Below are 23,063 nucleotides of genomic sequence, written 5' to 3' on the forward strand. Positions count from 1 at the left end.
TCATAACAGAAGTTTCAGTTAATCAGGCGAAAGAGGCCTCGCTCATGGCTTCTTTTATCTTCTTCATGGCATTCTTTTCTAACTGGCGAATGCGCTCTGCGGACACGCCATACTGGTCAGCCAGCTCATGCAAGGTGCTCTTTTGATCACCCAGCCAGCGCTGGTTCAGAATGTCCCGGCTGCGGTCGTCCAAGTTCTCCAGCGCGGCGTACAGGCGATCGTTGGCGTCGTCTTCGGTGTTCGCCATTTCAACTTGGCGCGCCGGGTCGTAACGCTGGTCGCTCAGGTAGTTAGCCGGCGCAAACGGGGTATCTTCGTCGTCATCATCGGCGTCAAAGGTAGCGTCCTGAGCGGTCAGGCGGCCTTCCATGTCGTAGACGATCTTCTGCGATACACCGAGATCATCGGCAATACGCTGTGCTTCTTCAGGGTTCAACCAGCCCAGACTCTTCTTTGAGCTGCGCAGGTTGAAGAACAATTTGCGCTGCGCCTTGGTGGTGGCGATCTTCACAATGCGCCAGTTGCGTAAAATGTACTCGTGCATCTCAGCCTTGATCCAATGCACCGCAAAGGATACGAGACGTACGCCCACCTCCGGGTTGAAGCGCTTAACCGCCTTCATCAGGCCGACGTTGCCTTCTTGAATCAGATCGGCCAACGGCAGGCCATAGCCAGAGTAGCTGCGCGCGATGTGTACCACAAAGCGCATGTGCGAAAGTACCAGCTGACGGGCTGCAGACAGGTCGCCGTGGTAATAGAGTTCCTCGGCCAATGTCCGCTCTTCTTCCGGCGTCAGCACTTGCACGCTGTTGACGGCCTGGATGTAAGATTCCAGGTTGCCACCAGGGCTCATGGTGTCGATTGCTAAAACCGGTAGCTGTTTGGTCATGTCGGTCTTTTCACCTCGAAACAATTGTCGAATTAACCCGTTGCCTCATTCAGTAGGACAACCGGCCATGGCTTCACACTATGCCAATCGTCGGAATGTTAGCATATTTTGTAAAAACTCCCTATATCCGAGACGATTTTACGCGCGGCTTACAGGGAGCATCTAAAAACCTCAAAGGCGAAAAGCTGGATAGGCAAAAATGTCCGAGAAAGCGCAGTTTACTGTACGTAGATATTCGCTTTGCTCACCCTTCGGGCCGACCTATGGTCGTTCTGGCAGGCCAGTGAGCATTTTGAGGCCATTTTTAACAACGCCAGCTTGAGAAAAGGGGGTTTTTAGTTGCTCCCTACAGGACTGGATTAGGTTCAATGTGGGCGAGTCGCCGGGACACCGTTACCCAGGTGCTGACAATGCTCAGTAGCATGGCGGAGAGCAGCAATAATAAGCCTTCGCCGAAGTGCAGCGAGCGCAATTGCATCGCGCTGCCGTAACTTTGTGCCAGCGAACTGACGGGCTCATTGAGTAAGGCCAGACTGCCCCAAACCAATAAGCAGGCCATTATACCGCCGAAAAAGCCGTACCACAGACCCATGTACAAAAAAGGGCGCCGGACAAAGCTGTGCGTCGCACCCACCAGCTTGACCACCATGATCTCATCGCGCCGCGCTTCGGTGGCCATGCGCATGGTATTACCGACGACGAGCAAAACTGTTAAGCCCAGTACCGAGGCAATCGCCAGCATGGCGCGTTGCAGGAACTCATTGATGTTCTCCAGGCGCTGCACCCACTCAATGTCGAGTTGCAAGTCGGCGACTTCAGGCAACAAGCCTAAGACTTCGCCCAGCACTTCGATGTCAGCGCGGGTCTGGCTCACCGGCAGAACGACGATGGTGGCTGGCAGCGGGTTATTATCCAGCGATTCGATAACGCCGCCCATGTCCAGCCAGCTGGCAAAATCAGCCATGGCTTCCTGCTTCGACAGGTACCAGGCTTCACGCACTTCCGGGCGATCGCGGATGTCCAGCGCCAGCAAGCGCCCTTCGCGCTCAGCCACCCGGTCGTATAAGAACAAGGATACCTGTGCGCCGTCCTGCCATTGTCCAGCCAGTTGTTCGAGGTTTTTCTGGGTCACAAATAACAGCGCGGGCAATGCGAGTGCCACAGCAATGACCAACCAGGTCAAGGCGTTGGAAAACGGCTGTTTGATGACATCGCGCAGGCTTTCAATAAACAGGTGTTGATGGTGGCTCAGCCAGGCTTGGCTGTTAAATTCACGCGGGGTGTAGCCCCGTCGTTTCATCCGGTTAACCGGCTTCTTTTTGCTAGAGACCATTGCGAATGCCCTCCAGCGCCGACGACTTCACCAATTGGCCGTCGCGCAACGTAATAACGCGATACGGCATACGGGCGATCAGGCCGAGATCGTGACTGGCAATGACCACTGTGGTGCCGACACGGTTAAATTCAGCAAACAGGTTCATGACGTCGCGTGATAACACGGGGTCAAGGTTACCGGTGGGCTCGTCGGCGAGCAAAATGGTCGGTTTGTTGACCACGGCGCGGGCGATGCCGACGCGCTGCTGTTCACCACCGGACAGCATCATGGGGTAGTATTTTTCGCGTTTTAAGAGCCCCACTTTATCGAGCGCGGCGCGCACCCGGCGTTGAATGTCTTGCGTGGTGCAGCCCGCGACGCGCAACGGCAACGCCACGTTTTCGAAAACCGTGCGATCCATCAAAAGTTGGTGGTTCTGGAACACCATGCCGATTTCGCGGCGATAAAAGGGAATCTGTCCCTTACGCATGCGGTTCAGCATTTGGCCGTTGACCCGCACTTGGCCGGTGGTGGCTATGTCGATGCGGGTGATCAGGCGCAACAGCGTACTCTTGCCTGCACCGCTGTGTCCGGTGATGAACACCATCTCACCTTTCTCAATGTGCAGGTTCACGTTGCGCAGTGCCTCGTGCCCGCCATCGTAGCGTTTGGTGACCTGATCAAGCAGGATCATGCGTTGGGTGACTCCCGGTTAAATAGCGCAGCGCTGAATTCTTCAGCATTAAAGGGCCGCAAGTCCGCTGCCTGTTCGCCCACGCCGATGTAGCGCACCGGTATGCCAAACTGCTTGGCCAGCGCAAAGATCACGCCACCTTTGGCGGTGCCGTCCAGCTTGGTGAGCGTTAGGCCCGTTACGCCGACCGCATCGAGGAAGGTTTTGGTCTGCATCACAGCGTTCTGACCGGTACCGGCGTCGAGCACCAGCATGACTTCGTGCGGAGCGTCAGGATCGAGCTTGCGCATGACCCGGACTACTTTTTCCAGCTCGTTCATCAGGTTGTCTTTGTTGTGCAGGCGGCCCGCCGTGTCGGCAATCAGCACATCCACCTCACGCTTATGGGCCGCCTGCAGGGCATCAAACAATACCGAGGCACTGTCAGCGCCGGTGTGCTGCGCGATCACCGGTACGTCGTTGCGCTCGCCCCAGCTCTGTAATTGTTCAACAGCAGCGGCACGAAAGGTGTCCCCGGCGGCCAGCAACACAGACTTACCTTCGGCTTTGAACTGATGGGCGAGTTTGCCGATGGTGGTGGTTTTGCCCACACCATTGATGCCGACCATTAGGATCACAAAGGGTTTGTGCGTTGAGGTATCCAGTGGCTGGCTGACGGGCTCCAACAATGCCGCTAACTGTTCTTGCAGGGCATTTTGCAGCGCCTCAACGTCCTTAAGGTCCCGGCGTTGCACACGTGCGGTCAGCTCGGCAATGATGTCTGAGGTGGCGGCGATGCCGACATCCGCACTTAGGAGTTGGGTCTCAATGTCTTCCAGCAGGGCGTCGTCGATTTCCTTACGGCCAAGAAACAACTGCGCTAGGCCGTCGCTGAGATGGGCTCGAGTTTTACCCAAGCCCGATAAAACCTTACTAAACAAGCCGCTGGCATTGTCTTCGCTGGCCGTGTTTGACGCGGCCGCAGGGGCCGTTTTGTTCTTTTTACCAAAACCAAACATGAATGGTGTCCGATTGGAGACTAATAATAGGGAAATACTGGCGATGAATCCTAACAGAATGCAGAATGTAGCAAAACTGACGCGTGTGTATTAGTTGTGACTGAGCAGCAAACAGAAGACAAAAAATTATTCAGCCGCCGTAACATGTGGATTCTGATCTTCGTGTTGATTCCACTGATCTACGTGCTGAATGAAATGGGCGGAGAAGAAACCACTTCGAACAACGCCGAGCCGCTGCAAACGCTGTTTGATATGGGACAAGTTCCGGTGCAACGCGAGCGCATCTCAGGGCAGCCGGTATGGTGGGCAGCGTTGCCTGGCAGTGGGGTGGTGGAAATCGGTGTTCTTGAACCGCGCCTACCAACTGCACGCATTCCTATCCCGGATTCTAAGGATCTGGTCACCACAGCGCGCAACGACAAGTTTATTGTGTATTTGCGCTCGCCCGTCGAACAAGCCGCGCTTGAAGTCAGTCTCGATTTCTTGACGGAGTGGCTGCCGCCGCCATCACCCGACACCACCTATGTGCTGGTTGGAGACCTCAATGCGGCCTTAACCGAACAGTTGGTGACTATTCTGTCGCGCAGCCGCGGCCCGGCTATTCCCTTTGTGGCGCAGCCGCGCGCGGCCATAACGCGCCTGACCAGCCCGCCAACCGGTACTCAGGATCAACTGGCTTTTGTCATGGCAGTAGAACTGTTGCGTGATCGACTGGATGGCTACGACATCCAGCTGAGCTGGGACCATCGCGGCGAACGCAGTATTGCGTTGATTAACTCGTCGTTGATTCCAGAGCACCGCCAGGTGCCCAGTCAGGCGGAATTTGAGCGGGTACAGGCGGCGTTTCTTGATCAGGCCTATCGTACTGAGCGGTCGGTACAGCAAATCAGTCGGTACATGATGACCATGGCTGCGTTCGGATTGAGCACCGATTATATGGCGACGCAAACCACGCGTACCCGTACGTTGGATTATGCCACCTTTTCCCGAGTCTGGCGGGAGCGCATCAGTGCCACGCAATAACAAAACCGTAGCGGTTCAGCGCAGCGAAAACAGTCTGCGCATTACCGGTGGAGAAATGCGCGGGCGCCGCTTTCACTTTGCAGTACGACCCGGTTTGCGGCCAACCCTGGAGCGTGAGCGTGAGCGGTTGTTTAACTGGCTGCAGTATGATCTGGCGGGACGCCGTATTCTGGACGGTTTTGCAGGTAGTGGCGTACTGGGTTTGGAAGCCTTGAGCCGCGCTGCGGCACATTGCACCTTTGTCGAGCGTGATGCCGTGGCGGCTAAGGCGATCAATCAAACGGTGCAGACTTTTCGTTGCGCTGAACGCAGCAGCGTGGTCACGGCGGATTTCTTTAGTTGGATTCAAGCAGTACCTGATACCTTTGATCTGGTTTTTTTGGACCCGCCCTTTGCCGCCGATTTGTTTGAACAAGCCGTTGCCGCCATAGCGGCCGCGCCGGCCGTGCGCAGCGGTGCATTGATCTATGTCGAAGCTCCCGCCAGCTATGCGCCGGTTTGGGGGGCGGCTTGGACAGTGGAAAAAGACAAAAAGAGTGGTTCTTTGGTGCAGTACTTAGTGCGTAAGAACTGAACCCAATAAATGAACGACAATAGCCAAGACCGGCACCATGACCGGCCTACAGGAGAAAGCAAGATGAGCGAGCAGCCCACGCTGAACACTCGGTTTGAGCGCCAAAAGGCGGCCTTTGAAACGCAGCGCTGCCCTGACCTTTTGGAACGCAAGCGTCGCCTGCGTTTGTTGCGGCGGCTGGTGGCGGAGAATCAAGAGTTGATCTGCACCGCTATTGCAGCTGATTTTGGTCATCGCAGTCACGACGAAACCCTGTTTGCCGAAATCATTCCGACGCTGTCGTCCATTGACTATCACTTAAAGAAGATGCCAGGTTGGATGCGCCCTGAGCGTCGTTTATCGCACTGGACGTTCTGGCCTAGCCGTGCGGCGGTGCATTACCAGCCCAAGGGTGTTGTGGGTATCATCGTGCCTTGGAATTATCCGTTGTACTTAGCCACCGGCCCATTGATCAGTGCCTTAACGGCCGGCAATCACGCCATGATCAAGATGTCGGAAGCCACACCTGAGTTCTCCGCCTGTTTTGCCAGTCTGATCGCTCGCTATTTTGACACCACCTTGGTGACTGTGGTGGAAGGCGATGTCGATGTGGCGGTGGAATTCGGTCAGCTGCCCTTTGATCATCTGCTGTTTACCGGTTCGACCTCAGTGGGTAAGGCGGTTATGCGCGCTGCGGCCGAGCATTTGACGCCGGTGACGTTGGAATTGGGCGGCAAGTCGCCGGCTTTTATAGGCGCGCGTGCGCCGATTAAAGAAGCCGCTGAGCGCATCGCCTTTGCCAAAGGCATGAACGCAGGGCAGACCTGCGTAGCGCCCGACTATGTGCTGGTGCAGGAAGATCAGGCGGCGGCCTTTATCGAACACTACAAGCAGGCCATGGCCGGCTTTTACACGGATTACCTCGATAACCCCGACTACAGCAGCGTTGTGAATGACCGCCAACGCAAGCGTTTGTTGGGCTGGTTCAAGGAGGCGGTGGATGCTGGCGCTAAGTGGCACGCTCCTTGGACGCTGGCGGATGACTGGCAACAGCAGATAAAGCTGCCGCCATTGATCATTACGGACGCACCCGACGATACAGCCTTGATGCAAGAAGAGATCTTCGGTCCGTGGCTGCCACTGGTTACCTACCGGCAAGAAGCCGATGCCATCGCCTATATCAATGCACGACCACGGCCGTTGGCGTTGTATTACTTTGGTTACAACACGCGCACCCGCGACACCCTGTTGGTCGAAACGCACAGTGGCGGCATGATGACCAATAACGCCTTGGTGCATGTGGCTTACGACCAGTTGCCATTTGGGGGCATTGGGCCGTCAGGCATGGGGGCTTACCATGGCATTGAAGGTTTCCACACCTTTTCACACGCCCGTTCGCTCGTGCAACATGGTCGCCTCAGCGCGATCCCCATGATCTTTCCACCCTTTGGACGCGGCGTGCATAAATTGATGCAGCGCTTGGTCGGACGTTAAGTCTCGTTGGCAGGAAGTTGAGTCATGCTGGGGTTTCGCGCTACCATGCGATCCCCAGTCATAAACTGAGAGAGTGTGACACTATGGTGACCATTGTTTATCCCGGTACCTTTGACCCGATCACCATCGGTCACCGTGACTTGGTTGAGCGTGCCAGTCGGTTGTTTGACCACATCGTGGTTGGCGTGGCGGCAAGCCCGAAGAAGCGGCCGTTGTTCAGTCTCGACGAGCGTGTTGAGCTGGCCACCACGGTACTTGAGGATATTCCGAACGTCACTGTATTGGGCTTTCGTAATCTGTTGGTGGACTTCGTACAAGAGCAAAACGCCCAAGCTATTTTGCGTGGCTTGCGCGCGGTGTCGGACTTCGAATATGAGTTCCAGCTCGCTAATATGAACCGCGCGCTGGTCGATAATATGGAAAGTCTGTTTCTGACACCTGCTGAACACTATTCTTTTATCTCCTCCACGCTGGTCCGCGAAGTGTCCTTGCTGGGCGGCGATGTGGCCAAGTTTGTTCACCCCGCAGTGGCTGCAGCCCTGAAAGAAAAAAGCGGTCAGTTGGAAAAATAGAGGCATTTAGAACACCATGGCACTGATCATTACCGACGATTGCATCAACTGCGATGTCTGCGAGCCCGAATGCCCGAATGGCGCTATTTCCGAGGGTGAAGAGATCTATGTGATCGACCCCAACCTATGCACGGAATGCGTCGGACACTACGATGAGCCGCAGTGTCAGCAAGTATGCCCTGTTGACTGTATCCCACTTGACCCGAATCGCGTGGAAACCAAAGAGCAGTTGATGGATAAGTACCACCTGATTACGGCGGCCTGAGGTTAGTTCGTACCGCGTAAACGGGTCTTAACCGCTTGAGCATGGCGTCGGCTGACCGGTAAACGCACCGCTTGATCAATTTCTACCTCGTAATGCCCCTCTAAGCGTCGCAAGGTGCGCATATAGCTCGGGTTCAATAAAAAGCTGCGGTGAATACGTAAAAGCTGCTCACCCACCAAGGCCTCCCAGTCTTTAAGCGGGCGGTCGCTGATGTACTCATGCTGCTCAGTGACTACCTTAACCCAGCGTTCTTCTGCTTGGCAGTACCGTATATCCGTGATGGCGAGGTAGTCGCCTTTACCGTCGGCGTTTAAGCAGATTCGGCTGCTCGCCGAGCTTGCTGGTGTCTGGTGTAAACGATGGGTCTTGCGGACACGGGCGAGGGTATCTTCGAGATCCACCCGCTTGATTGGCTTCAACAAATAGCCGTCGGCGCCCTGTTGTATGGCGGGCAGGGCATAGTCACTGTACGCCGTAGTCATAATAACCGCCGGTGGATTGTGCCGCTCTTTTAAGACGCTCAGCCAGTCGAGCCCACTGCCACCCGGCATTTCAATATCGAGCAGCACCAGAGTGATGTCGGCCTGGGTTGCCTCAATGCAGTGTTGTGCTGCAAGCGTGCTGGCTGCCTGATAAACCGTTGCGTTTGGGTTGATATCGCGGACCAGTTGCTCAAGGCGGCTACGGGCCAGATTTTCGTCGTCTACAATCAGTACTTGCATCAAAGACTCCGGGTATCATCGTGGGTGTCGGTGCGGTGCGTGAAGCACATGGTTACGGTATAGAGTTCGTCCGTACTGGTTATCGTCAGTTCAAACGCGTCGCCAATCAAGGCCTCGCCGCGGGCGCGCAGGGTGTCCAAGGCTATGCCGTTGCCTGCCACATTATCGTGCGACGCCGTGCTGGGCGGCAGCGGGTTACTGACACTGATCCACCAGCGACGGTCGTCGCGGTAGGTCTTCACGGTCACAATCCCACCCTCAACCAACCGACCAATACCATGGCGAACCGCGTTCTCTACCAAGGGTTGCAGCGACAGGATCGGTAGTGGCTGCTGCAACAACTCATTGTTAATTTGCCAGTCGAGGCGCAAGCGCTCACCAAAGCGGGCCTGTTCAAGACCCGCATAGGCCTGGGTCAGCGCCAACTCCTCGGCGAGTGTAATCAGTGTTTGATTGGGCTGTAAACTGGCGCGCATCAGATCAGACAGCTGCTCTACGGCGTTCTCGGCTTGCCGAGCGTCTTGGCGCACCAAGGCAGCGATAGCATTCAGGGCGTTGAACAAAAAGTGGGGATTGATCCGAGCTTGTAAGGCGTCTAACTGAGCCTGTGTCGTGGCTTTTTGGCGCAATGCCAGGGTGTGTTGCAAATACCAGTAGCGCAACAACAAAGCACAGAAGAGCACGATGGCCAACGCTTGCATGGCTGGAACGGTAGAGGAGGGTGCCGCTTGAGCTGGCAGTAGCCACGCCAACAAGCGGTAACCCAAGGCTAAGCCCGCGAGTGTAATAACGCTGAGTGCCAACCAATAGCACAACCAATGCAGGCGGCGGGAGCCGTCAATACCACGGCGTTGCAACTGACACAGCGTGACCAGGCCAATCAGCCCTACCCAGTGTGCGTAAAGAGAAGCCATGGCCAGCTGCCACCAAAAATGCTCAGGGCCGCCTAAGAGCGCATATATCAACGCCAACAGTTGGCAGATCAACAACACAAACCACGCGGCGGTGTCGCTGCATAAACCGGGGGCATTGCTTCTGCTGATAAAGGCCATGGAAGTAGGGTGTCGTAGTGTTCTTGAGCCAACCTTAACCCCTACGCAGCAATAGGCCAATCGTCGGTGCTGTGAAATGTGGGTTAGGCCGCTTTTTTGTGTGCCTTTGCTGTGTCCCTGTATGGTGTATACTCGCGGCTACAGGGAGCTGCTGTACTCGCAACGCTTTACAACAGGCTCTCTACAAGACTTTCCATCTACTACGGAGCCAACATGTCAGACACTCAGACTAACGTCCAGTGGGGCGGTCGTTTCAGCGAATCCACCGATGCCTTTGTCGCGGCGTTTACCGCCAGCGTAGGTTTTGACCGTCGTCTGTACCGTCATGACATCGCTGGTTCGGTTGCTCATGCGACCATGTTGGCAAAAGTGGGGGTGTTGACTGACACCGAACGTGACCAAATTGTCGGTGGTCTCAAAGAAGTGCAGGCCGACATTGAAGCTGGGCGCTTTGAATGGAGTGTGGCACTGGAAGACGTGCACATGAACGTTGAAAAAGCGCTGACCGATAAAATTGGTTTGGTGGGCAAAAAGCTGCACACCGGACGGTCACGTAATGACCAAGTTGCGACCGATATCCGCCTCTATCTGCGCGATGAAATTGATCACCTGCTGGCCGAAATCACACGTTTGCAGACCGGGCTGATCAACTTGGCCGAGCAAGAAGCTGACACCATTATGCCGGGCTTTACCCACTTGCAAACAGCACAGCCGGTGACCTTTGGGCACCATCTCTTGGCCTGGAATGAAATGCTGGTGCGTGACTATGACCGCTTAGTGGATTGTCGCAAGCGGGTTAATGTCTTGCCCCTGGGTGCGGCAGCCTTGGCAGGTACGACCTACCCGATTGACCGGGTTTATACCGCTGAATTATTGGGCTTCGACAAGCCAACGGAAAACAGCCTGGACAGCGTATCCGACCGGGACTTTGCCATTGAATTTGCCAGTGCCGCGTCTTTGATCATGATGCACCTGTCGCGTATGTCCGAAGAGCTGGTGTTGTGGACCTCGGCGCAGTTCAATTTCATCGAACTGCCCGACCGCTTCTGCACCGGCTCGTCGATCATGCCGCAGAAGAAAAACCCTGATGTACCGGAGCTGGTACGCGGCAAGTCAGGCCGTATTTTCGGTCACTTGGTGTCCTTGCTGACACTGATGAAGTCGCAACCCTTGGCCTACAACAAAGACAACCAAGAAGACAAAGAACCGATTTTCGACACTGTTGACAACTTAGGCGGCTCGTTACGCGCATTTGCCGACATGATTCCGCACATTCGTGCCAAGCGTGACAGCATGCGCGAAGCGGCCATTCGTGGTTTTTCTACCGCGACCGACCTCGCCGATTACTTGGTGAAAAAGGGCATGGCCTTCCGCGATGCCCATGAAGTTGTGGGTAAATCCGTTGCTTACGGTATCGCGCAGAATAAAGACCTCGGTCAGATGACGTTGGCAGAGCTGCAGCAGTTCAGCGATACCATCGCGGATGATGTCTTTGCGGTGCTGACGCTGGAAGGCTCAGTCGCGGCGCGTGACCATCTCGGCGGGACCGCACCCAAGCAGGTGCGCGCGGCGGCGCAGCGGGCGCGTGACTTATTGTCACAGCGCGGCTAAGTGATTCTGGTTTAGGCGCCAACGTGGGGGCTGCAGTATGTGCTTGATCACCTTTGCCTATCAGCAGCATGACGATTACCCGCTGTTGCTGGCGGCCAATCGCGATGAATTCTATGCGCGCCCCACGCGAGCGTTGGATTATTGGCCCGATCAACCCAGTCTGTTGGCCGGTAAGGATTTGCAAGCCGGTGGAACCTGGATGGGCGTCATCGCGCGCGGACCCAATACTGGGCGCTTTGCGGCACTGACGAATATTCGTCAGTTGCCAGCACCGGATATAAAAGCACCGTCAAGAGGTGAGTTAGTAACCAAGGTACTGCTGACGGCGCAGTCCATACCTGAGTGTTTGAAGGCGATAGAGCTGCGCGGCCATCAGTATCAAGGTTTTAACCTAGTGGCAGGCGATGCCTCGGGGATATGGTATTTGAGCAATCGGGTGCCCGGTGTGCGTGCCCTCGACCCTGGAGTCTACAGTCTCAGCAATGGGACTCTGGACGAACCATGGCCGAAAACGACTTTGGCGCACCAGCAACTCAAAGACTTTATGGCGGAGCCTTCTTCGGTTCGGGATTTGGCGCTATTGCTCTCCAGTCGGTCGCGTGCGCCAGACGAAGCTTTACCCCGTACCGGTATTGCCTTGGATTGGGAGCGCGCGTTGTCGGCGCAATGGATCGATATTCCAGAGTACGGCACCCGGGCGCAAACCGGCTTTTTGGTTACTGCACAGGGCGAGGCGCAGCTCTATGAACAAACCCTGTTGCCCGGACCGGGTACGCCGTTACCGGCGGGTCAGCAATTTCGCTTACCGGGTTTCTGGTAGGTCGTCGTCTACGGGCAATACGCTGCCTTCGTCGTCGTTGAAGGTGCCCGTAAATTCCGAGAAATCTTCCGGTGCGTCCGGCATCATCTCCAAGCCCTGTGGGGTGGTACGCAACATCGGCGAGAAGTGACCGGGGTGGTCAATACCTTCATCCGGGGTTTGTTGGATGCTGTACAGCAGAATGCCGAGCAAAATCGCCAGCATCACAGCAAAGTAGGTCGGCAGGGCTGATACGCCTTGCCAGTCCATCCATACGCCTGCGATGAGCGGCCCAAACGCCGCCCCCACGCCATATAACATCAGCAAGCCGCTGGAGCCGGACAGCACATCGTCCGGCTCAAGGTGATCTACCATCAAGGCGATCGCAATGGGGTAGAGCGCAAAGGTCATCGCCCCCCAGGCTGCCATAAACAGATACAACCAAGATGGGCTGGTGAAAAACAGCATTAACACGGACACAACGACCGCTACCACCATCATCACCGCCAGTACCAAGCGTCGGTCGTGCGAGTCGGAGAAATAACCCAGCGGAATTTGCCCGACAATGCCGCCGACGATGGCCGCACTCATCATGCCCGCAATGCCTCCGGCGTCCAAGCCAGAGCGCGCCGCAAATACAGGGGCTAAGCCCCAGAAAGCACCCAACACCAAGCCGGAAAACCCCGACGTCGCTGCGGCGACCGGTGAGCCTTTCCACAATACATCGAACTTAAAACTGGGCAATTCCAAATTGTTTGGCTGGGCCAAGCGGGTCATGGTGACCGGTAGAAGGCCAAGGCACAGCAACACCGCGGCCAGAACAAACAAGGTGAACGCCGCCGGGCTGTCGAGGCGCAGCAATTGCTGGGCTAGAGCAACCGCGCCCAGGCTGATGACCATATAGATGGAAAATACCTTACTGCGCTGCTCTGCCGGTGCGGCTGCATTGAGCCAGCTCTCAATGATGGCGTACAAGGAAACCAGAGCGACCCCGTAGATAACGCGTAATAAGAACCACATCAAAGGGTGTGCACTGAGCGTATGAATCAAACTGGCCGCTGCTGCCAGGGCAGCACAGAACGCAAAGGCGCGAATATGCCCCACACGGCGAATGAGCGGTACGACGATCCAGATGCCGATGAAAAACCCCAGAAAGTAGCCTGAGCTCAGCGCACCCAATAAAGTGGTGGAAAAACCACGATGCTCGCCCGCCAAGGTCACAATGGTGTTCAGCAGCCCGTTGCCCAGCAACAGTAAAGCGACGCCGGTGAACAATGCCGCGAGTGGCATGAGGTAACGGGGCATTTCGGTCTCCTTGACAGTGCTTTGGGCCAACAGGGCGCATGCTACCACGAGGTGCTCCAGCCGTTCATGCGATGCAGCAATTTTCTGTCGACGATGTGTACAATGCGGCGCACACTCGACACGCACACGTAAACCCATGCGCTTAGATGCGCACTCCTTAGAATGTAGTATAGTATTTGCTCACTGTGACAACGAAGTTGCCACACTAAGAGCATATTTGCTCGCTTAAGGAGGTTTTATGAAAAACCGTGTGGAAGTCACCGCGCGCGACGGCGACGTCACAGTCAATGGCGAACCGGTACGATCACCGCTGGTACGTTTCATGATCATCTTCTGTGCCATTATTGGCGCGCTGTCATTGTTTCTATTGGTATTGCTGCCTTTGTTGGGGATGGCGGTATCCTTGATGGTCAGTTTGGTGCTGGGTTTTCTCGCAGTGCTGTCCGGGTTAGTGGTGGTGTTTATCTTAGTGTCGCCGTTCGTACTAGCGGCCATCACCGTGCGGTCGATTACGCAGCGCAAATCTGGCAAGTAACCCGGTACTGGCGTCTCACGGTTGGCAAATCAGGTTTCTTAGCCTACCCTCAGTGTGCTTGTCCATATGGTCAGGGAAGACGAAACGAACCCCTCCCCCTTCTTGTATTAGTTGTTTTGTTGTAAGAGGACCCTTCGTGGATATCAACAGCTTGTCGCTGCTCGAACGCATCTTCTTCACCGTGTTCCCTTTGGTGGTGATCGTTGGCATCGGCTTTTTCTATGCGCGCCGCCGTCACACCGATATGGCGATGGCGAATCAGGTCAATATTGATGTCTTTGTTCCAGCGCTGATTTTCTCCGTAATGGCGTCGGAGTCCTTCGACTTGCCCACCTATTCAACCTTGGCTATAGGGGCTTTTGCGGTGGTTCTTGGGTCGGGGTTGATTCTCTGGCCACTGTGCCGTTGGATCGGCGTGCACCCGAAAACCTTTTTGCCGCCGATGATGTTCAACAACAGCGGCAATTTGGGCATTCCCTTGATGGTGCTAGCGTTTGGTGAGGCTGCATTGCCTGCCGCTGTGGTGCTGTTTTTGGTGGAAAACCTGCTGCACTTCACGGTGGGTGCTTATGTGATGGATCACAAAACCAAGTTGCTGCGCTTGCTGCGCATGCCGATGATTGTTGCAACGCTGGCTGGGCTGGCGTGGAGTACGTGGCAGTTGCCTTTGCCGGTACCGTTGAAAACCGCCATTGATATGTTGGGACAGATCGCCATTCCATTGATGCTGTTTGCTTTGGGTGTGCGCATGACCAGCATTGATTTCACGCATTGGAAAATCGGCGCGTGGGGCGCGGTGTTGGCGCCGTTGAGCGGGATTGCCATTGCGCTGTTACTGCAGCCGTGGTTACAGTTAGATCCAACGCAATTTGGCTACTTGGTGCTGTTCGGTGCCTTACCTCCGGCAGTGTTGAACTACATGATCGCCGAACGGTATCAACAAGAGCCGCATTTGGTTGCTTCCATCGTATTGCTGGGCAACATTGGTAGTTTGGTGTTTATCCCAATCACTCTGGCGTTTGTCTTATAGCGGGTCCGTTGTTATGACGTTGAGCAAGAACAATACAGCACTGGCATGGTTTCTGTTGGCCGCAACCACCTTGTTTTGGGGTGGTAACTTTGTGCTCGGACGTGCCGTGTCGGCGGAGATTCCGCCCATAGCGTTGGCCTGGTGGCGCTGGGTGTTGGCCATGGCCGTAATTTTGCCGTTCGCGGCCAAAGGGTTGTGGCAGGTACGCGCGGTTTTGCGCCGCGAATGGCGGTATTTACTGCTGGTGTCGGTGCTGAGTGTGTCGGTGTTCAATACTTTTGTGTATCTGGGTTTGCAAACCTCGCCCGCCACCAATGCGTTGCTGTTGCTGTCTTCCGGGCCGGTGATGATTCTGGGGTTTTCGTGGTGGCTGTTCAGCGAGCGGATCAATGCTCAGCAGGTGTTTGGTATTACGTTGTCGTTGGTGGGCGTGATCATCATCGTAACCGAAGGCAATCCGTTGGCTCTGGATGCACTGTTCGCCGGCGGGGCGGGGAATTTGTGGATTCTATCTGCGGTGATCGCGTGGGCGCTGTATTCGGTGTTGCTGCGTAAGCGTCCGGCGGAAATCAGTGGCACGGTCTTTTTCGCGTTGACAGCGGTCGTCGGCTGGCTCTGTTTGACGCCGTTTTTCCTGTTCGAGCATTTTGTGCAGGGGCGGGTCATGGTGTTCAACACCACGGCGGCGCTGAGCATTGGTTATGTCGGTTTCTTTGCTTCCGTGCTGGCTTTTTTGTTCTGGAACCGGGGCATTCAGATGCTCGGTGCCAACCGGGCGAGCAATTCCATTCACCTGATACCCGTGTGGGGGCTGCTGCTCGCCAGCGTGCTGTTAGGTGAGCGCTTACTGACCTTTCATTGGCTGGGCATGGGCTTGATCATCGCCGGGATATTGTTGGCGAGTGTGTTGGCGCGGCGTGTAGCTTCGGCTTAAATCAACTGCTTCTCAATGGCGTATTTGGTCAGGCCAGCAATGGTTTGAATGCCCAGTTTGCTTTTCAGGTTCTGTCGGTGGGTTTCCACCGTACGTGCGCTGATGCGCAGGTCGCGCCCGATCTCTTTGTTTGATAGGCCCATAGCCAACAACTTCAGCACCATCAATTCGCGGTTACTGAGGTCGTCCAGGGCTTGGTCGGGCGATGTGCGCGCTTGTTGGAAAAGGGCGTTGGACGCCCCAGAGCTGAAATAGGTATTGCCGGAATGCACGGTTTCGATGGCGTTAATAAGTTCGTGGGACGACACATCTTTGAGTACGTAGCCGGATGCGCCGGACTGAATCAGCGACAGAATGTATTCGCGGTCGTCGTGCATGCTCAGCATCAAGATGCGGGTGCCCGGCAATTCGGTGCGAAAGCGTTTGGTCGCTTCAAGGCCGTTCAGTACCGGCATGGACACGTCCATAATGACCACATCAGGCACCATTTCGCGTGCTGCGCACAGGGCTTGTTCGCCATTGTTGGCGGTACCGACAATTTCGATATGCGGCTCCATGGCGAGCCGCGCTTGCAGACCGTCCAGTACCAGAAGGTGATCGTCCACCAAGAGCACGCGTATTTTCTTTGCGGTCATGTGCAGTGCCACAGAATGAGTTCAAAAAATCGTCGTTTCAGTGTATCAGTATTTGCCGATTGAGGTGAACCCTAGGTAGCGCTATTGAAGTTCACCACATGCGCTTCCTCTGACGACAAGGCAAGGTTGCCGCCACGAGTGCACCACTGCCGAGATCAGAGATCAGGTTGAAAGTGCCGCCAATGACTTCAACGCGCTCCTTCATATTCACCAAACCAATGCCTTGCCGCTTGGCCGTGCGAGGGTTAAAACCGCGTCCATTGTCACTGACTTCAAAATGGATGTCGGGGGACTGATAGGTCAGGCTGATGGTCACCCGGTTGGCGTCGGCGTGCTTCTCTATGTTGGTGAGGCATTCCTGTGCCAAACGATAGATCGTGGTTTCAATGTCGTCGGGTACCTTAATGTCTTCCAGTTCAAAGCGCAGCTGAACCTGAATGGCCGTGCGCTCAGAGAATTGCTCGGTCAGCGCCCGCAGGGCGGGTTTGAGCCCTAAGTCGTCGAGCAAGACGGGGCGCAGATTGTGCGATATCTGGCGTACTTCCTGAATGGTGCCGTTGAGCACTGAACTGGCGATGTTTAGATCGTGCAGGGCCGGGTGCGGTTCGTCGCCACCGCCGAGCTTTTTTACCGCCAGTTCGAGGCGAAACTTCAGCGACACCAGCTCTTGGTTAATGCCATCGTGCAGTTCGCGCGAGAACTTCCGCCGTTCATTCACCTGCAGGCGCATGAACTTCTGTACCAATTCTTGTAAGCGGCTGTCCGCTAGGCGGTGTTCGTGCAAGTTGATGGCAAGGCCAAGCATAATGATTAACAGTACAGTAATGATGAGAATGCCCATGGCCCCGGCGAAGCTGCGTTGAATATTGCTATCGAACGACGCTTTGACTTTATCCACCTCCGAATACACAGAGTCTAGGTACAGGCCGGTACCGAACATCCAGTCCCAAGGTTTAATAAGCGCGGCGTAGCCCAGCTTGTCTTCTTGCTGCATCAGCGGTGGGCGTTCCCAGATATAGCGATGGTAGCCCCCACCACTGTTGGCGGCTGCCAGTAGATGTTGAATCAACAGATTGCCGCTGCGGTCTTGAAACTCAAACAGGTCTTGGCCGACAAACTCGGGGATCATCGGGTGAACCAAATTAACGCCATCTTGTGAATACGCAAAAAAGTAGCCGTCTTCACCGAATTCCAGTTTACCCAGCAGAACTTTCACCGCAGACTGGGCTTCGGCCTCGGTCAGGTTAGGATCAGAAATGATGTTGTTAATGGCCGAATGCGCAAGATCAACCTGCTCCTTGAGCGCTTGTTTCTTTGCCTCGACCAGATTGTATTCGTAAACTGCCAACACTTGATCGGCAAGGTTGCGCGAATGGTGCAGTCCAAGGTAGGAAAGCAAGCCAATAGCCGCAAGCAAGGGTAATATGGCTAGGAGTAAGATTTTTGCTTTGAGTTTCATGTCATCATCACTGGCTGGCTGAGTACCGAGAGCCAACTGAGGCGCATGGAGCGGCGACTACTGCGTAAAACTACGTACTGTGTTACGTAATTTTACCGGCCTTTTCGGTACTCATACGAATAGTATTTGGCTGGCTGAACGTAGATGCTACAACCTATTAGAAGCCAATAAAAATAATACTGAGGTATTTAAGATGCGTATTTTGTCTCTGTTGATCAGGGCCATATGCCGATTTAACCAAGGGCTGGGATATATCCTCTCGTGGTTTACGCTGGGCATAGTGCTGGTCTGCTTTACCGTGGTGGTGTTGCGTTACTTTTTTGCAATCGGCTTTGTCTGGATGCAAGACCTGTTTGTTTGGCTCAACGGGGTCATGTTCATGGGTATAGCGGGCTATACCCTGATGCAAGGGCAGCACGTACGGGTCGATATCTTCTATCGTCCAGCGACGGTAAAACGCAAAGCGTTGATTGACCTTATTGGCTCCTTCGTCTTCATTGCGCCCTTTGTGTACACCATTATCTATTATGCCTTGCCGTATGTGCGACGTTCGTGGCGCTTGCTGGAAGGCTCGGCAAACTACGGTGGTATGCCGGGGCTGTACATTGTGAAGAGCTTCATCATCGTCTTTGCGGTGGTAATCGCCTTGCAGGCCATTGCTATGGTATGTCGCAGTATCTTGATATTGCTCAACCGTGACGATCTGGTGCCTGAGTACTATCAATATAAGGTAGGGGGCTGACCATGGATCCGGTTTTATTGGGCGAACTGCTGTCGTTGTTAATGTTCTTCAGCATCATCGGCGTGCTGATGATGGGGTTCCCAGTGGCGTTTTCGCTGGCCGGCACCTCGCTGATTTTCGCCACCATTGGTTACTACCTTGGGGTATTCAATCCGAGCAACCTGGCGAGTTTGGCCCCGCGTTATATGGGCGTGATGCTCAATGATGTACTGGTGGCGGTGCCGCTGTTTATCTTTATGGGCATGATGCTGGAGCGCTCCGGCATCGCTGAACAGCTATTGATTACTATGGGTCGTTTGTTCCGCACCATGCGCGGTGGTTTGGGCCTGTCGGTGATTGTGGTGGGTGCTTTGCTGGCTGCTTCCACAGGTATTGTGGGCGCTACTGTGGTGACCATGGGCTTGCTGTCGTTACCGGCGATGTTGCGCGCGGGCTATGATCCCCGATTGGCAACCGGTGTTATCTGTGCGTCCGGTACTTTGGGGCAGATTATTCCGCCTTCAACGGTGTTGATCTTCATGGGTGACATGTTGGCAGGCGTTAACCAGCAGGTGCAGATGTCGATGGGTAACTTCGCACCGACACCCGTGTCGGTGGGTGATCTCTTTGCCGGTGCCTTCATTCCCGGGCTGATTCTCGTTGCGGTGTACATCCTGTATATGCTGTACATGGCGTGGCGCAATCCGGCCAGCTGCCCAGCCTTGGTGGTCACTGACGAAGAAAAGGCTGCCTTGCTGAAAGACGTATTCGTGACCTTGTTGCCGCCTCTGCTGTTGATTATTGCGGTATTGGGTTCGATTCTGGGTGGTGTAGCAACCCCTACTGAGTCGGCCTCGGTCGGTGCGGTTGGGGCCATTTTGTTGGCCGCGATTCGTGGGCGCCTGAATTACACCAATTTACGCCAAGTGATGGTGGCAACCGCCAATACCACCACCATGATTTTTATTATCCTGATCGGTGCATCGGTGTTCTCGTTGGTGTTCCGTATGATGGGTGGTGAAGAGCTGGTCAGTGACTTCCTGAATTCACTGCCGGGCGGTATGGTCGGCGCCATTATTTTCGTTATGTTTTTGATGTTCATACTGGGCTTTATTCTGGATACCTTCGAAATCATTTTCTTGGTTATCCCGATTACGGCGCCCATTCTGCTGACCATGGGTGTTGACCCGATCTGGTTGGGCGTGATGGTGGCCGTCAACTTGCAAACCAGCTTCCTGACACCACCGTTCGGCTTTGCCTTATTCTATCTGCGTGGGGTTGCGCCAGACGGTGTGACCACGCGGCAAATCTATGAAGGAGCGATGCCGTTTGTAGGATTACAGCTATTGGTTATTGGTCTGCTTGTGGCCTTCCCGAATCTCGTCACCTGGTTACCGGGGGTCATTTACGGGCGGTAATGCGTTCGCTTTGGGCATTTATGGACATAGTCTGCATTTGAGCTAGTCTGTAGGATGCCCTATAACTAAGTAGTTCTACGGAGTGTTTGCGTAGTCTTACTAATGGCTTCTTGCCAAACGTTAATAGAGGATGGAAACTCACCATCAGTGGATGCTCATCAATATGGTATTCGTTACTCTGGAGACAGGGTGGGGTCTGCTTGAGCGTCTGTTACGATTTGTTCCCAATCAAGAAAAACAACAATTGAATGAGGAAAAACAATGAAACGTCGTGATTTTATCGCAGGGGCTGCCGTGGGCGCCGGTGCTTTGGCACTGACCGCTTGTTCTTCAGATAGCGGGACTGCTACCAACACTGGAGCTGCTGCTCCTGCGGTGCAACAGTCTCGAATTACTTGGCGCATGGTGACCACTTGGCCACAGAACTTCCCCGGTCTGGGTGTGGGTGCGCAGCGTTTAGCGGATCGTATTACGCAGATGTCTGGCGGCCGTTTAACCATCCAGGTCTATCCTGCAGGCTCATTGGTGCCAGCTTTGGGTACGTTTGATGCGGTCATCGAAGGTTCGGCTGAAATGAGCCACGGTGCGGCTTATTACTGGCAGAACAAGAGCCAAGCCACTAACTTCTTCACTGGGGTGCCTTACGGTATGACCTCGCGTGAAATGGGTGCTTGGATTCGTTACATGGGTGGCCAGGAAATCTGGGACAAAGTGTACGATCAGTACGGCGTAAAAGGCTTCTTGTCCGGCGATACCGGTACTCAAGCGGGTGGTTGGTTCCGCGGTGAATTGAGAGGCCTGCAGGACATCCAAGGCCTGCGTTTCCGTACTCCAGGTTTAGGCGGACAGGTGTGGTCACGTATGGGTGCTACCGTGGTCAACATGGCGGGTGGCGAAATCTTCGCTGCGCTGCAGTCTGGTGCGTTGGATGCGGCTGAATTCGTTGGGCCTTACAACGACTTGGCGCTGGGCTTCCATCAGATCCTGAAAGACTACTACTTCCCAAGTTTCATCGAGCCAGGCTTGGCTACGGAACTGGTGGTTAGCAAGTCCAAGTTCGCTGAATTGCCTGCCGATCTGCAGAAAATCGTTGAGTTGGCATGCCAAGCGGAATACGACCAAGTGGCGTCTGATTTCTACGCGAACGACCCGATTGCATTAAACACTTTGGTAACGCAGCACGGCGTGCGTGTTCGCCAGTTCCCAGATGAGATCCTGCGGGCCGGTGCGGAAGCAGCGAAAGCCATTCTGACTGAATTGCGTGGCAGCAGCGATGCATTGACACGTGAAACTGCAGAAAGCTTCGTGCGGTCGTTGAACATTCTGCGTAGTCGTACGGATACTAACGACATGGCGTTTCTGCGTGCTCGTGAGCGGTTCTTCCAGCTGGATTAATCGGCCCCGAGTTATTGGCAACCGCCTATCCTTGGGCATAAGAAGCGACCTGCGGGTCGCTTTTTTTGGTCTAGACTGACGCTCTCTAGACTGTCACTATGAGCGGACTATACAACGATAAAAACAGGGTGCTCGATGTCGGAACTGAAAGACGTTGAACTATTAATTCGTTCGCAAACGCCGCTTGTCGTGATTGAAACTTTTGAAGAACCACGTGCTCTACAGTTGCTGACCCGCTTAGCGGCACGCACCTTTCAATCCTTTCATTCTTGGAGTACCTCGCAAGGCCTGGTGGCCGGTGGCTTGATCAGTCGTACGGAGAATAAGCCTGAGTATGAATCGGCGGAGGATGTGCTGCGCCATCTGCGTCAAAATCCCCCTGGCGGATTGATTGCCCTGTGTGACCTACACCCCTATTTGAAAGAGCCGACGGTGGTGCGTTTGCTGAAAGACTTGGCCCAGAATTATGCCGAGCACGGGCAGACCCTGTTTTTGGTCAGCCATCAGTTGAATCTGCCCCCTGAGCTTCAGCGTCTGGGTGTTCGATTGGAACTGGAGCTGCCCAGTGACGATGAATTATTCAATATTGTGCGAGAAGAAATTCGCTCTTATTCCTCTGCCAATGCAGGGCGACGCGTGCGCACCGACCGTGCCGCCATTCAGCAACTGATCGCCAATTTGCGCGGTGTCACGCACAGTGATGCCCGGCGCTTGATCCGCTCCGCCATTGTCGAAGACGGCGCTTTAACGCTGGACGATGTGCCGGATATCAACCAAGCACGTTTTGCCTTAATGAACCTCGACAGTGTGTTGAGCTATGAATACGAAACGGCGTCTTTCGGTGAAGTGGGTGGGCTAGACAATCTCAAAAAATGGTTGGGCAAGCGACAGCAAAGTTTTGTTACCTCTGAGCCTGGGCTCGACAGCCCTAAGGGTGTCCTGTTGCTCGGTGTGCAAGGTGGGGGTAAAAGTCTCGCTGCCAAGGCGGTGGCCGGTCTGTGGCACTTGCCGCTGTTGCGCTTGGACATCGGTGCACTGTACAACAAATACCAAGGGGAGTCGGAGCGTAATTTGCGTGAGGCGCTAGTGCTGGCCGACCGCATCGCACCCTGTGTACTGTGGATGGATGAAATTGAAAAGGCCATTTCTGTGGGGACGTCAGATGGCGGCACCTCTAAGCGCCTGCTGGGAACCTTGCTGACCTGGATGGCTGAGCGGAAGAGCAAGGTTTTTCTCGTGGCGACCAGCAACGACATCCGCGACTTGCCACCTGAACTGATGCGCAAAGGGCGCATGGACGAAATCTTCTTTGTCGACCTGCCGGATCAGCGCATTCGCCAAGAAATCTTTCGCATTCACCTAGCGAAACGCGCCATCCAAGTGGGTGGTATAGACTTACCCTTGCTGGCTGAAGCAGCCGAAGGCTATTCGGGGGCCGAAATCGAAGCAGCGGTGGTGTCGGGCTTGTACCACGCAAAGGCACGTAAGGACTCCTTAGCGACTCACCATCTGCTGCATGCGATTCAAAGTACGCAGCCTATTTCGGTGGTGCGCGCTGAAGATATTCAAGCGCTGCGTCAGTGGGCCAGCGAGCGGGCAGTGCCCGCTTAACAACACGGCTATTTCAGGAACAACAAAAAAGAG

General features: G+C 54.8%; 22 protein-coding genes and 1 pseudogene. 14 read left to right on the forward strand and 9 right to left on the reverse strand.

Annotated features, from left to right (window positions below; genetic code table 11):
• Nucleotides 1-22 precede the first annotated feature (22 nt).
• The 4 genes and pseudogenes from rpoH to ftsY form a co-directional block, all read right to left on the reverse strand.
• Nucleotides 23-889, reverse strand: coding sequence for an RNA polymerase sigma factor RpoH (gene rpoH, locus NFC81_RS00390; RefSeq protein WP_304995553.1), 867 nt, complete (start codon nt 887-889; stop codon nt 23-25).
• A gap of 346 nt (nt 890-1,235) precedes the next feature.
• On the reverse strand, nt 1,236-2,222 hold the full coding sequence (gene ftsX / locus NFC81_RS00395; protein WP_304995554.1) for a permease-like cell division protein FtsX: 987 nt from the start codon (nt 2,220-2,222) through the stop codon (nt 1,236-1,238).
• Nucleotides 2,212-2,898: a cell division ATP-binding protein FtsE gene (gene ftsE / locus NFC81_RS00400; protein ID WP_304995555.1), complete on the reverse strand. Its 687-nt coding sequence runs from the start codon at nt 2,896-2,898 to the stop codon at nt 2,212-2,214. The genes ftsX and ftsE overlap by 11 nt, the downstream gene beginning before the upstream one ends.
• Nucleotides 2,895-3,806: pseudogene (ftsY, locus tag NFC81_RS00405) on the reverse strand (signal recognition particle-docking protein FtsY); the annotation flags it as partial. The pseudogene ftsY and the gene ftsE, both read right to left, overlap by 4 nt.
• A 186-nt stretch (nt 3,807-3,992) precedes the next feature.
• On the opposite strand from ftsY, the gene NFC81_RS00410 reads away from it, so the two are divergent.
• The 5 genes from NFC81_RS00410 to NFC81_RS00430 all read left to right on the forward strand — a co-directional run bounded on the left by NFC81_RS00410 (nt 3,993) and on the right by NFC81_RS00430 (nt 7,803).
• Nucleotides 3,993-4,919, forward strand: coding sequence for a hypothetical protein (locus NFC81_RS00410; RefSeq protein ID WP_304995556.1), 927 nt, complete (start codon nt 3,993-3,995; stop codon nt 4,917-4,919).
• Nucleotides 4,906-5,493 carry a 16S rRNA (guanine(966)-N(2))-methyltransferase RsmD gene (rsmD, locus tag NFC81_RS00415; RefSeq protein WP_304995557.1) on the forward strand — a complete coding sequence of 196 codons (588 nt, stop codon included), beginning with the start codon at nt 4,906-4,908 and terminating at the stop codon, nt 5,491-5,493. The genes NFC81_RS00410 and rsmD overlap by 14 nt, the downstream gene beginning before the upstream one ends.
• A gap of 9 nt (nt 5,494-5,502) precedes the next feature.
• On the forward strand, nt 5,503-6,966 hold the full coding sequence (locus NFC81_RS00420; RefSeq protein ID WP_304995558.1) for a coniferyl aldehyde dehydrogenase: 1,464 nt from the start codon (nt 5,503-5,505) through the stop codon (nt 6,964-6,966).
• A gap of 83 nt (nt 6,967-7,049) precedes the next feature.
• A complete protein-coding gene (gene coaD, locus NFC81_RS00425; protein WP_304995559.1) occupies nt 7,050-7,538 on the forward strand; it encodes a pantetheine-phosphate adenylyltransferase in 489 nt (162 codons plus the stop codon).
• A gap of 16 nt (nt 7,539-7,554) precedes the next feature.
• Nucleotides 7,555-7,803: a YfhL family 4Fe-4S dicluster ferredoxin gene (locus tag NFC81_RS00430; protein ID WP_304995560.1), complete on the forward strand. Its 249-nt coding sequence runs from the start codon at nt 7,555-7,557 to the stop codon at nt 7,801-7,803.
• 2 nt (nt 7,804-7,805) lie between these two features.
• On the opposite strand, the gene NFC81_RS00435 is transcribed toward NFC81_RS00430, so the two are convergent.
• Nucleotides 7,806-8,525: a LytTR family DNA-binding domain-containing protein gene (locus NFC81_RS00435; protein ID WP_304995561.1), complete on the reverse strand. Its 720-nt coding sequence runs from the start codon at nt 8,523-8,525 to the stop codon at nt 7,806-7,808.
• Nucleotides 8,525-9,577: a histidine kinase gene (locus tag NFC81_RS00440; RefSeq protein ID WP_304995562.1), complete on the reverse strand. Its 1,053-nt coding sequence runs from the start codon at nt 9,575-9,577 to the stop codon at nt 8,525-8,527. The genes NFC81_RS00435 and NFC81_RS00440 overlap by 1 nt, the downstream gene beginning before the upstream one ends.
• A 213-nt stretch (nt 9,578-9,790) precedes the next feature.
• On the opposite strand from NFC81_RS00440, the gene argH reads away from it, so the two are divergent.
• Both argH and NFC81_RS00450 read left to right on the forward strand, forming a co-directional pair.
• A complete protein-coding gene (gene argH, locus NFC81_RS00445; protein WP_304995563.1) occupies nt 9,791-11,188 on the forward strand; it encodes an argininosuccinate lyase in 1,398 nt (465 codons plus the stop codon).
• A 37-nt stretch (nt 11,189-11,225) separates the two neighbouring features.
• On the forward strand, nt 11,226-12,008 hold the full coding sequence (locus tag NFC81_RS00450) for an NRDE family protein (RefSeq protein ID WP_304995564.1): 783 nt from the start codon (nt 11,226-11,228) through the stop codon (nt 12,006-12,008).
• Here NFC81_RS00450 and NFC81_RS00455 read toward each other — a convergent pair.
• Nucleotides 11,991-13,292, reverse strand: coding sequence for an MFS transporter (locus tag NFC81_RS00455; protein ID WP_304995565.1), 1,302 nt, complete (start codon nt 13,290-13,292; stop codon nt 11,991-11,993). The genes NFC81_RS00450 and NFC81_RS00455 overlap by 18 nt on opposite strands.
• Before the next feature lie 238 nt (nt 13,293-13,530).
• Here NFC81_RS00455 and NFC81_RS00460 point away from each other — a divergent pair, with 238 nt between their 5' ends.
• The 3 genes from NFC81_RS00460 to NFC81_RS00470 all read left to right on the forward strand — a co-directional run bounded on the left by NFC81_RS00460 (nt 13,531) and on the right by NFC81_RS00470 (nt 15,791).
• Nucleotides 13,531-13,827, forward strand: coding sequence for a hypothetical protein (locus tag NFC81_RS00460; protein ID WP_304995566.1), 297 nt, complete (start codon nt 13,531-13,533; stop codon nt 13,825-13,827).
• 136 nt (nt 13,828-13,963) lie between these two features.
• The gene (locus tag NFC81_RS00465) at nt 13,964-14,857 is read left to right on the forward strand and encodes an AEC family transporter (protein ID WP_304995567.1); all 894 of its coding nucleotides are present in this window, start codon (nt 13,964-13,966) and stop codon (nt 14,855-14,857) included.
• Between the two features lie 13 nt (nt 14,858-14,870).
• A complete protein-coding gene (locus NFC81_RS00470; protein WP_304995568.1) occupies nt 14,871-15,791 on the forward strand; it encodes a DMT family transporter in 921 nt (306 codons plus the stop codon).
• Here NFC81_RS00470 and NFC81_RS00475 read toward each other — a convergent pair.
• Together NFC81_RS00475 and NFC81_RS00480 are read right to left on the reverse strand one after the other, a co-directional pair.
• A complete protein-coding gene (locus tag NFC81_RS00475) occupies nt 15,788-16,426 on the reverse strand; it encodes a response regulator transcription factor (protein ID WP_304995569.1) in 639 nt (212 codons plus the stop codon). The genes NFC81_RS00470 and NFC81_RS00475 overlap by 4 nt on opposite strands.
• Before the next feature lie 91 nt (nt 16,427-16,517).
• Nucleotides 16,518-17,885, reverse strand: a complete 1,368-nt coding sequence (locus tag NFC81_RS00480) for a cache domain-containing protein (RefSeq protein ID WP_304995570.1) — start codon at nt 17,883-17,885, stop codon at nt 16,518-16,520.
• A gap of 193 nt (nt 17,886-18,078) precedes the next feature.
• Here NFC81_RS00480 and NFC81_RS00485 point away from each other — a divergent pair, with 193 nt between their 5' ends.
• The 4 genes from NFC81_RS00485 to NFC81_RS00500 all read left to right on the forward strand — a co-directional run bounded on the left by NFC81_RS00485 (nt 18,079) and on the right by NFC81_RS00500 (nt 23,030).
• Entirely contained in the window at nt 18,079-18,627 is a 549-nt protein-coding gene (locus NFC81_RS00485; RefSeq protein ID WP_304995571.1) for a TRAP transporter small permease subunit, read from the forward strand.
• A 17-nt stretch (nt 18,628-18,644) separates the two neighbouring features.
• Nucleotides 18,645-20,024 (forward strand): TRAP transporter large permease subunit, encoded by a 1,380-nt coding sequence (locus NFC81_RS00490; protein ID WP_370529918.1) that lies wholly within the window; start codon nt 18,645-18,647, stop codon nt 20,022-20,024.
• 261 nt (nt 20,025-20,285) lie between these two features.
• The gene (locus NFC81_RS00495) at nt 20,286-21,419 is read left to right on the forward strand and encodes a TRAP transporter substrate-binding protein (protein WP_304995573.1); all 1,134 of its coding nucleotides are present in this window, start codon (nt 20,286-20,288) and stop codon (nt 21,417-21,419) included.
• 135 nt (nt 21,420-21,554) lie between these two features.
• Nucleotides 21,555-23,030, forward strand: a complete 1,476-nt coding sequence (locus NFC81_RS00500; protein ID WP_304995574.1) for an AAA family ATPase — start codon at nt 21,555-21,557, stop codon at nt 23,028-23,030.
• Nucleotides 23,031-23,063 lie beyond the last annotated feature (33 nt).

The organism is Salinispirillum sp. LH 10-3-1 (assembly GCF_030643825.1).
Lineage (GTDB): Bacteria > Pseudomonadota > Gammaproteobacteria > Pseudomonadales > Natronospirillaceae > Salinispirillum.

Bases quoted from the DNA above. Each gene is read 5' to 3' on its own strand.
- rpoH (WP_304995553.1), bottom strand. From the start codon at position 889: ATGACCAAACAGCTACCGGTTTTAGCAATCGACACCATGAGCCCTGGT.
- ftsX (WP_304995554.1), bottom strand. From the start codon at position 2,222: ATGGTCTCTAGCAAAAAGAAGCCGGTTAACCGGATGAAACGACGGGGC.
- ftsE (WP_304995555.1), bottom strand. From the start codon at position 2,898: ATGATCCTGCTTGATCAGGTCACCAAACGCTACGATGGCGGGCACGAG.
- NFC81_RS00420 (WP_304995558.1), top strand. From the start codon at position 5,503: ATGAACGACAATAGCCAAGACCGGCACCATGACCGGCCTACAGGAGAA.
- coaD (WP_304995559.1), top strand. From the start codon at position 7,050: ATGGTGACCATTGTTTATCCCGGTACCTTTGACCCGATCACCATCGGT.
- NFC81_RS00430 (WP_304995560.1), top strand. From the start codon at position 7,555: ATGGCACTGATCATTACCGACGATTGCATCAACTGCGATGTCTGCGAG.
- NFC81_RS00435 (WP_304995561.1), bottom strand. From the start codon at position 8,525: ATGCAAGTACTGATTGTAGACGACGAAAATCTGGCCCGTAGCCGCCTT.
- NFC81_RS00440 (WP_304995562.1), bottom strand. From the start codon at position 9,577: ATGGCCTTTATCAGCAGAAGCAATGCCCCCGGTTTATGCAGCGACACC.
- argH (WP_304995563.1), top strand. From the start codon at position 9,791: ATGTCAGACACTCAGACTAACGTCCAGTGGGGCGGTCGTTTCAGCGAA.
- NFC81_RS00450 (WP_304995564.1), top strand. From the start codon at position 11,226: ATGTGCTTGATCACCTTTGCCTATCAGCAGCATGACGATTACCCGCTG.
- NFC81_RS00455 (WP_304995565.1), bottom strand. From the start codon at position 13,292: ATGCCCCGTTACCTCATGCCACTCGCGGCATTGTTCACCGGCGTCGCT.
- NFC81_RS00460 (WP_304995566.1), top strand. From the start codon at position 13,531: ATGAAAAACCGTGTGGAAGTCACCGCGCGCGACGGCGACGTCACAGTC.
- NFC81_RS00470 (WP_304995568.1), top strand. From the start codon at position 14,871: ATGACGTTGAGCAAGAACAATACAGCACTGGCATGGTTTCTGTTGGCC.
- NFC81_RS00475 (WP_304995569.1), bottom strand. From the start codon at position 16,426: ATGACCGCAAAGAAAATACGCGTGCTCTTGGTGGACGATCACCTTCTG.
- NFC81_RS00480 (WP_304995570.1), bottom strand. From the start codon at position 17,885: ATGAAACTCAAAGCAAAAATCTTACTCCTAGCCATATTACCCTTGCTT.
- NFC81_RS00485 (WP_304995571.1), top strand. From the start codon at position 18,079: ATGCGTATTTTGTCTCTGTTGATCAGGGCCATATGCCGATTTAACCAA.
- NFC81_RS00495 (WP_304995573.1), top strand. From the start codon at position 20,286: ATGAAACGTCGTGATTTTATCGCAGGGGCTGCCGTGGGCGCCGGTGCT.
- NFC81_RS00500 (WP_304995574.1), top strand. From the start codon at position 21,555: ATGTCGGAACTGAAAGACGTTGAACTATTAATTCGTTCGCAAACGCCG.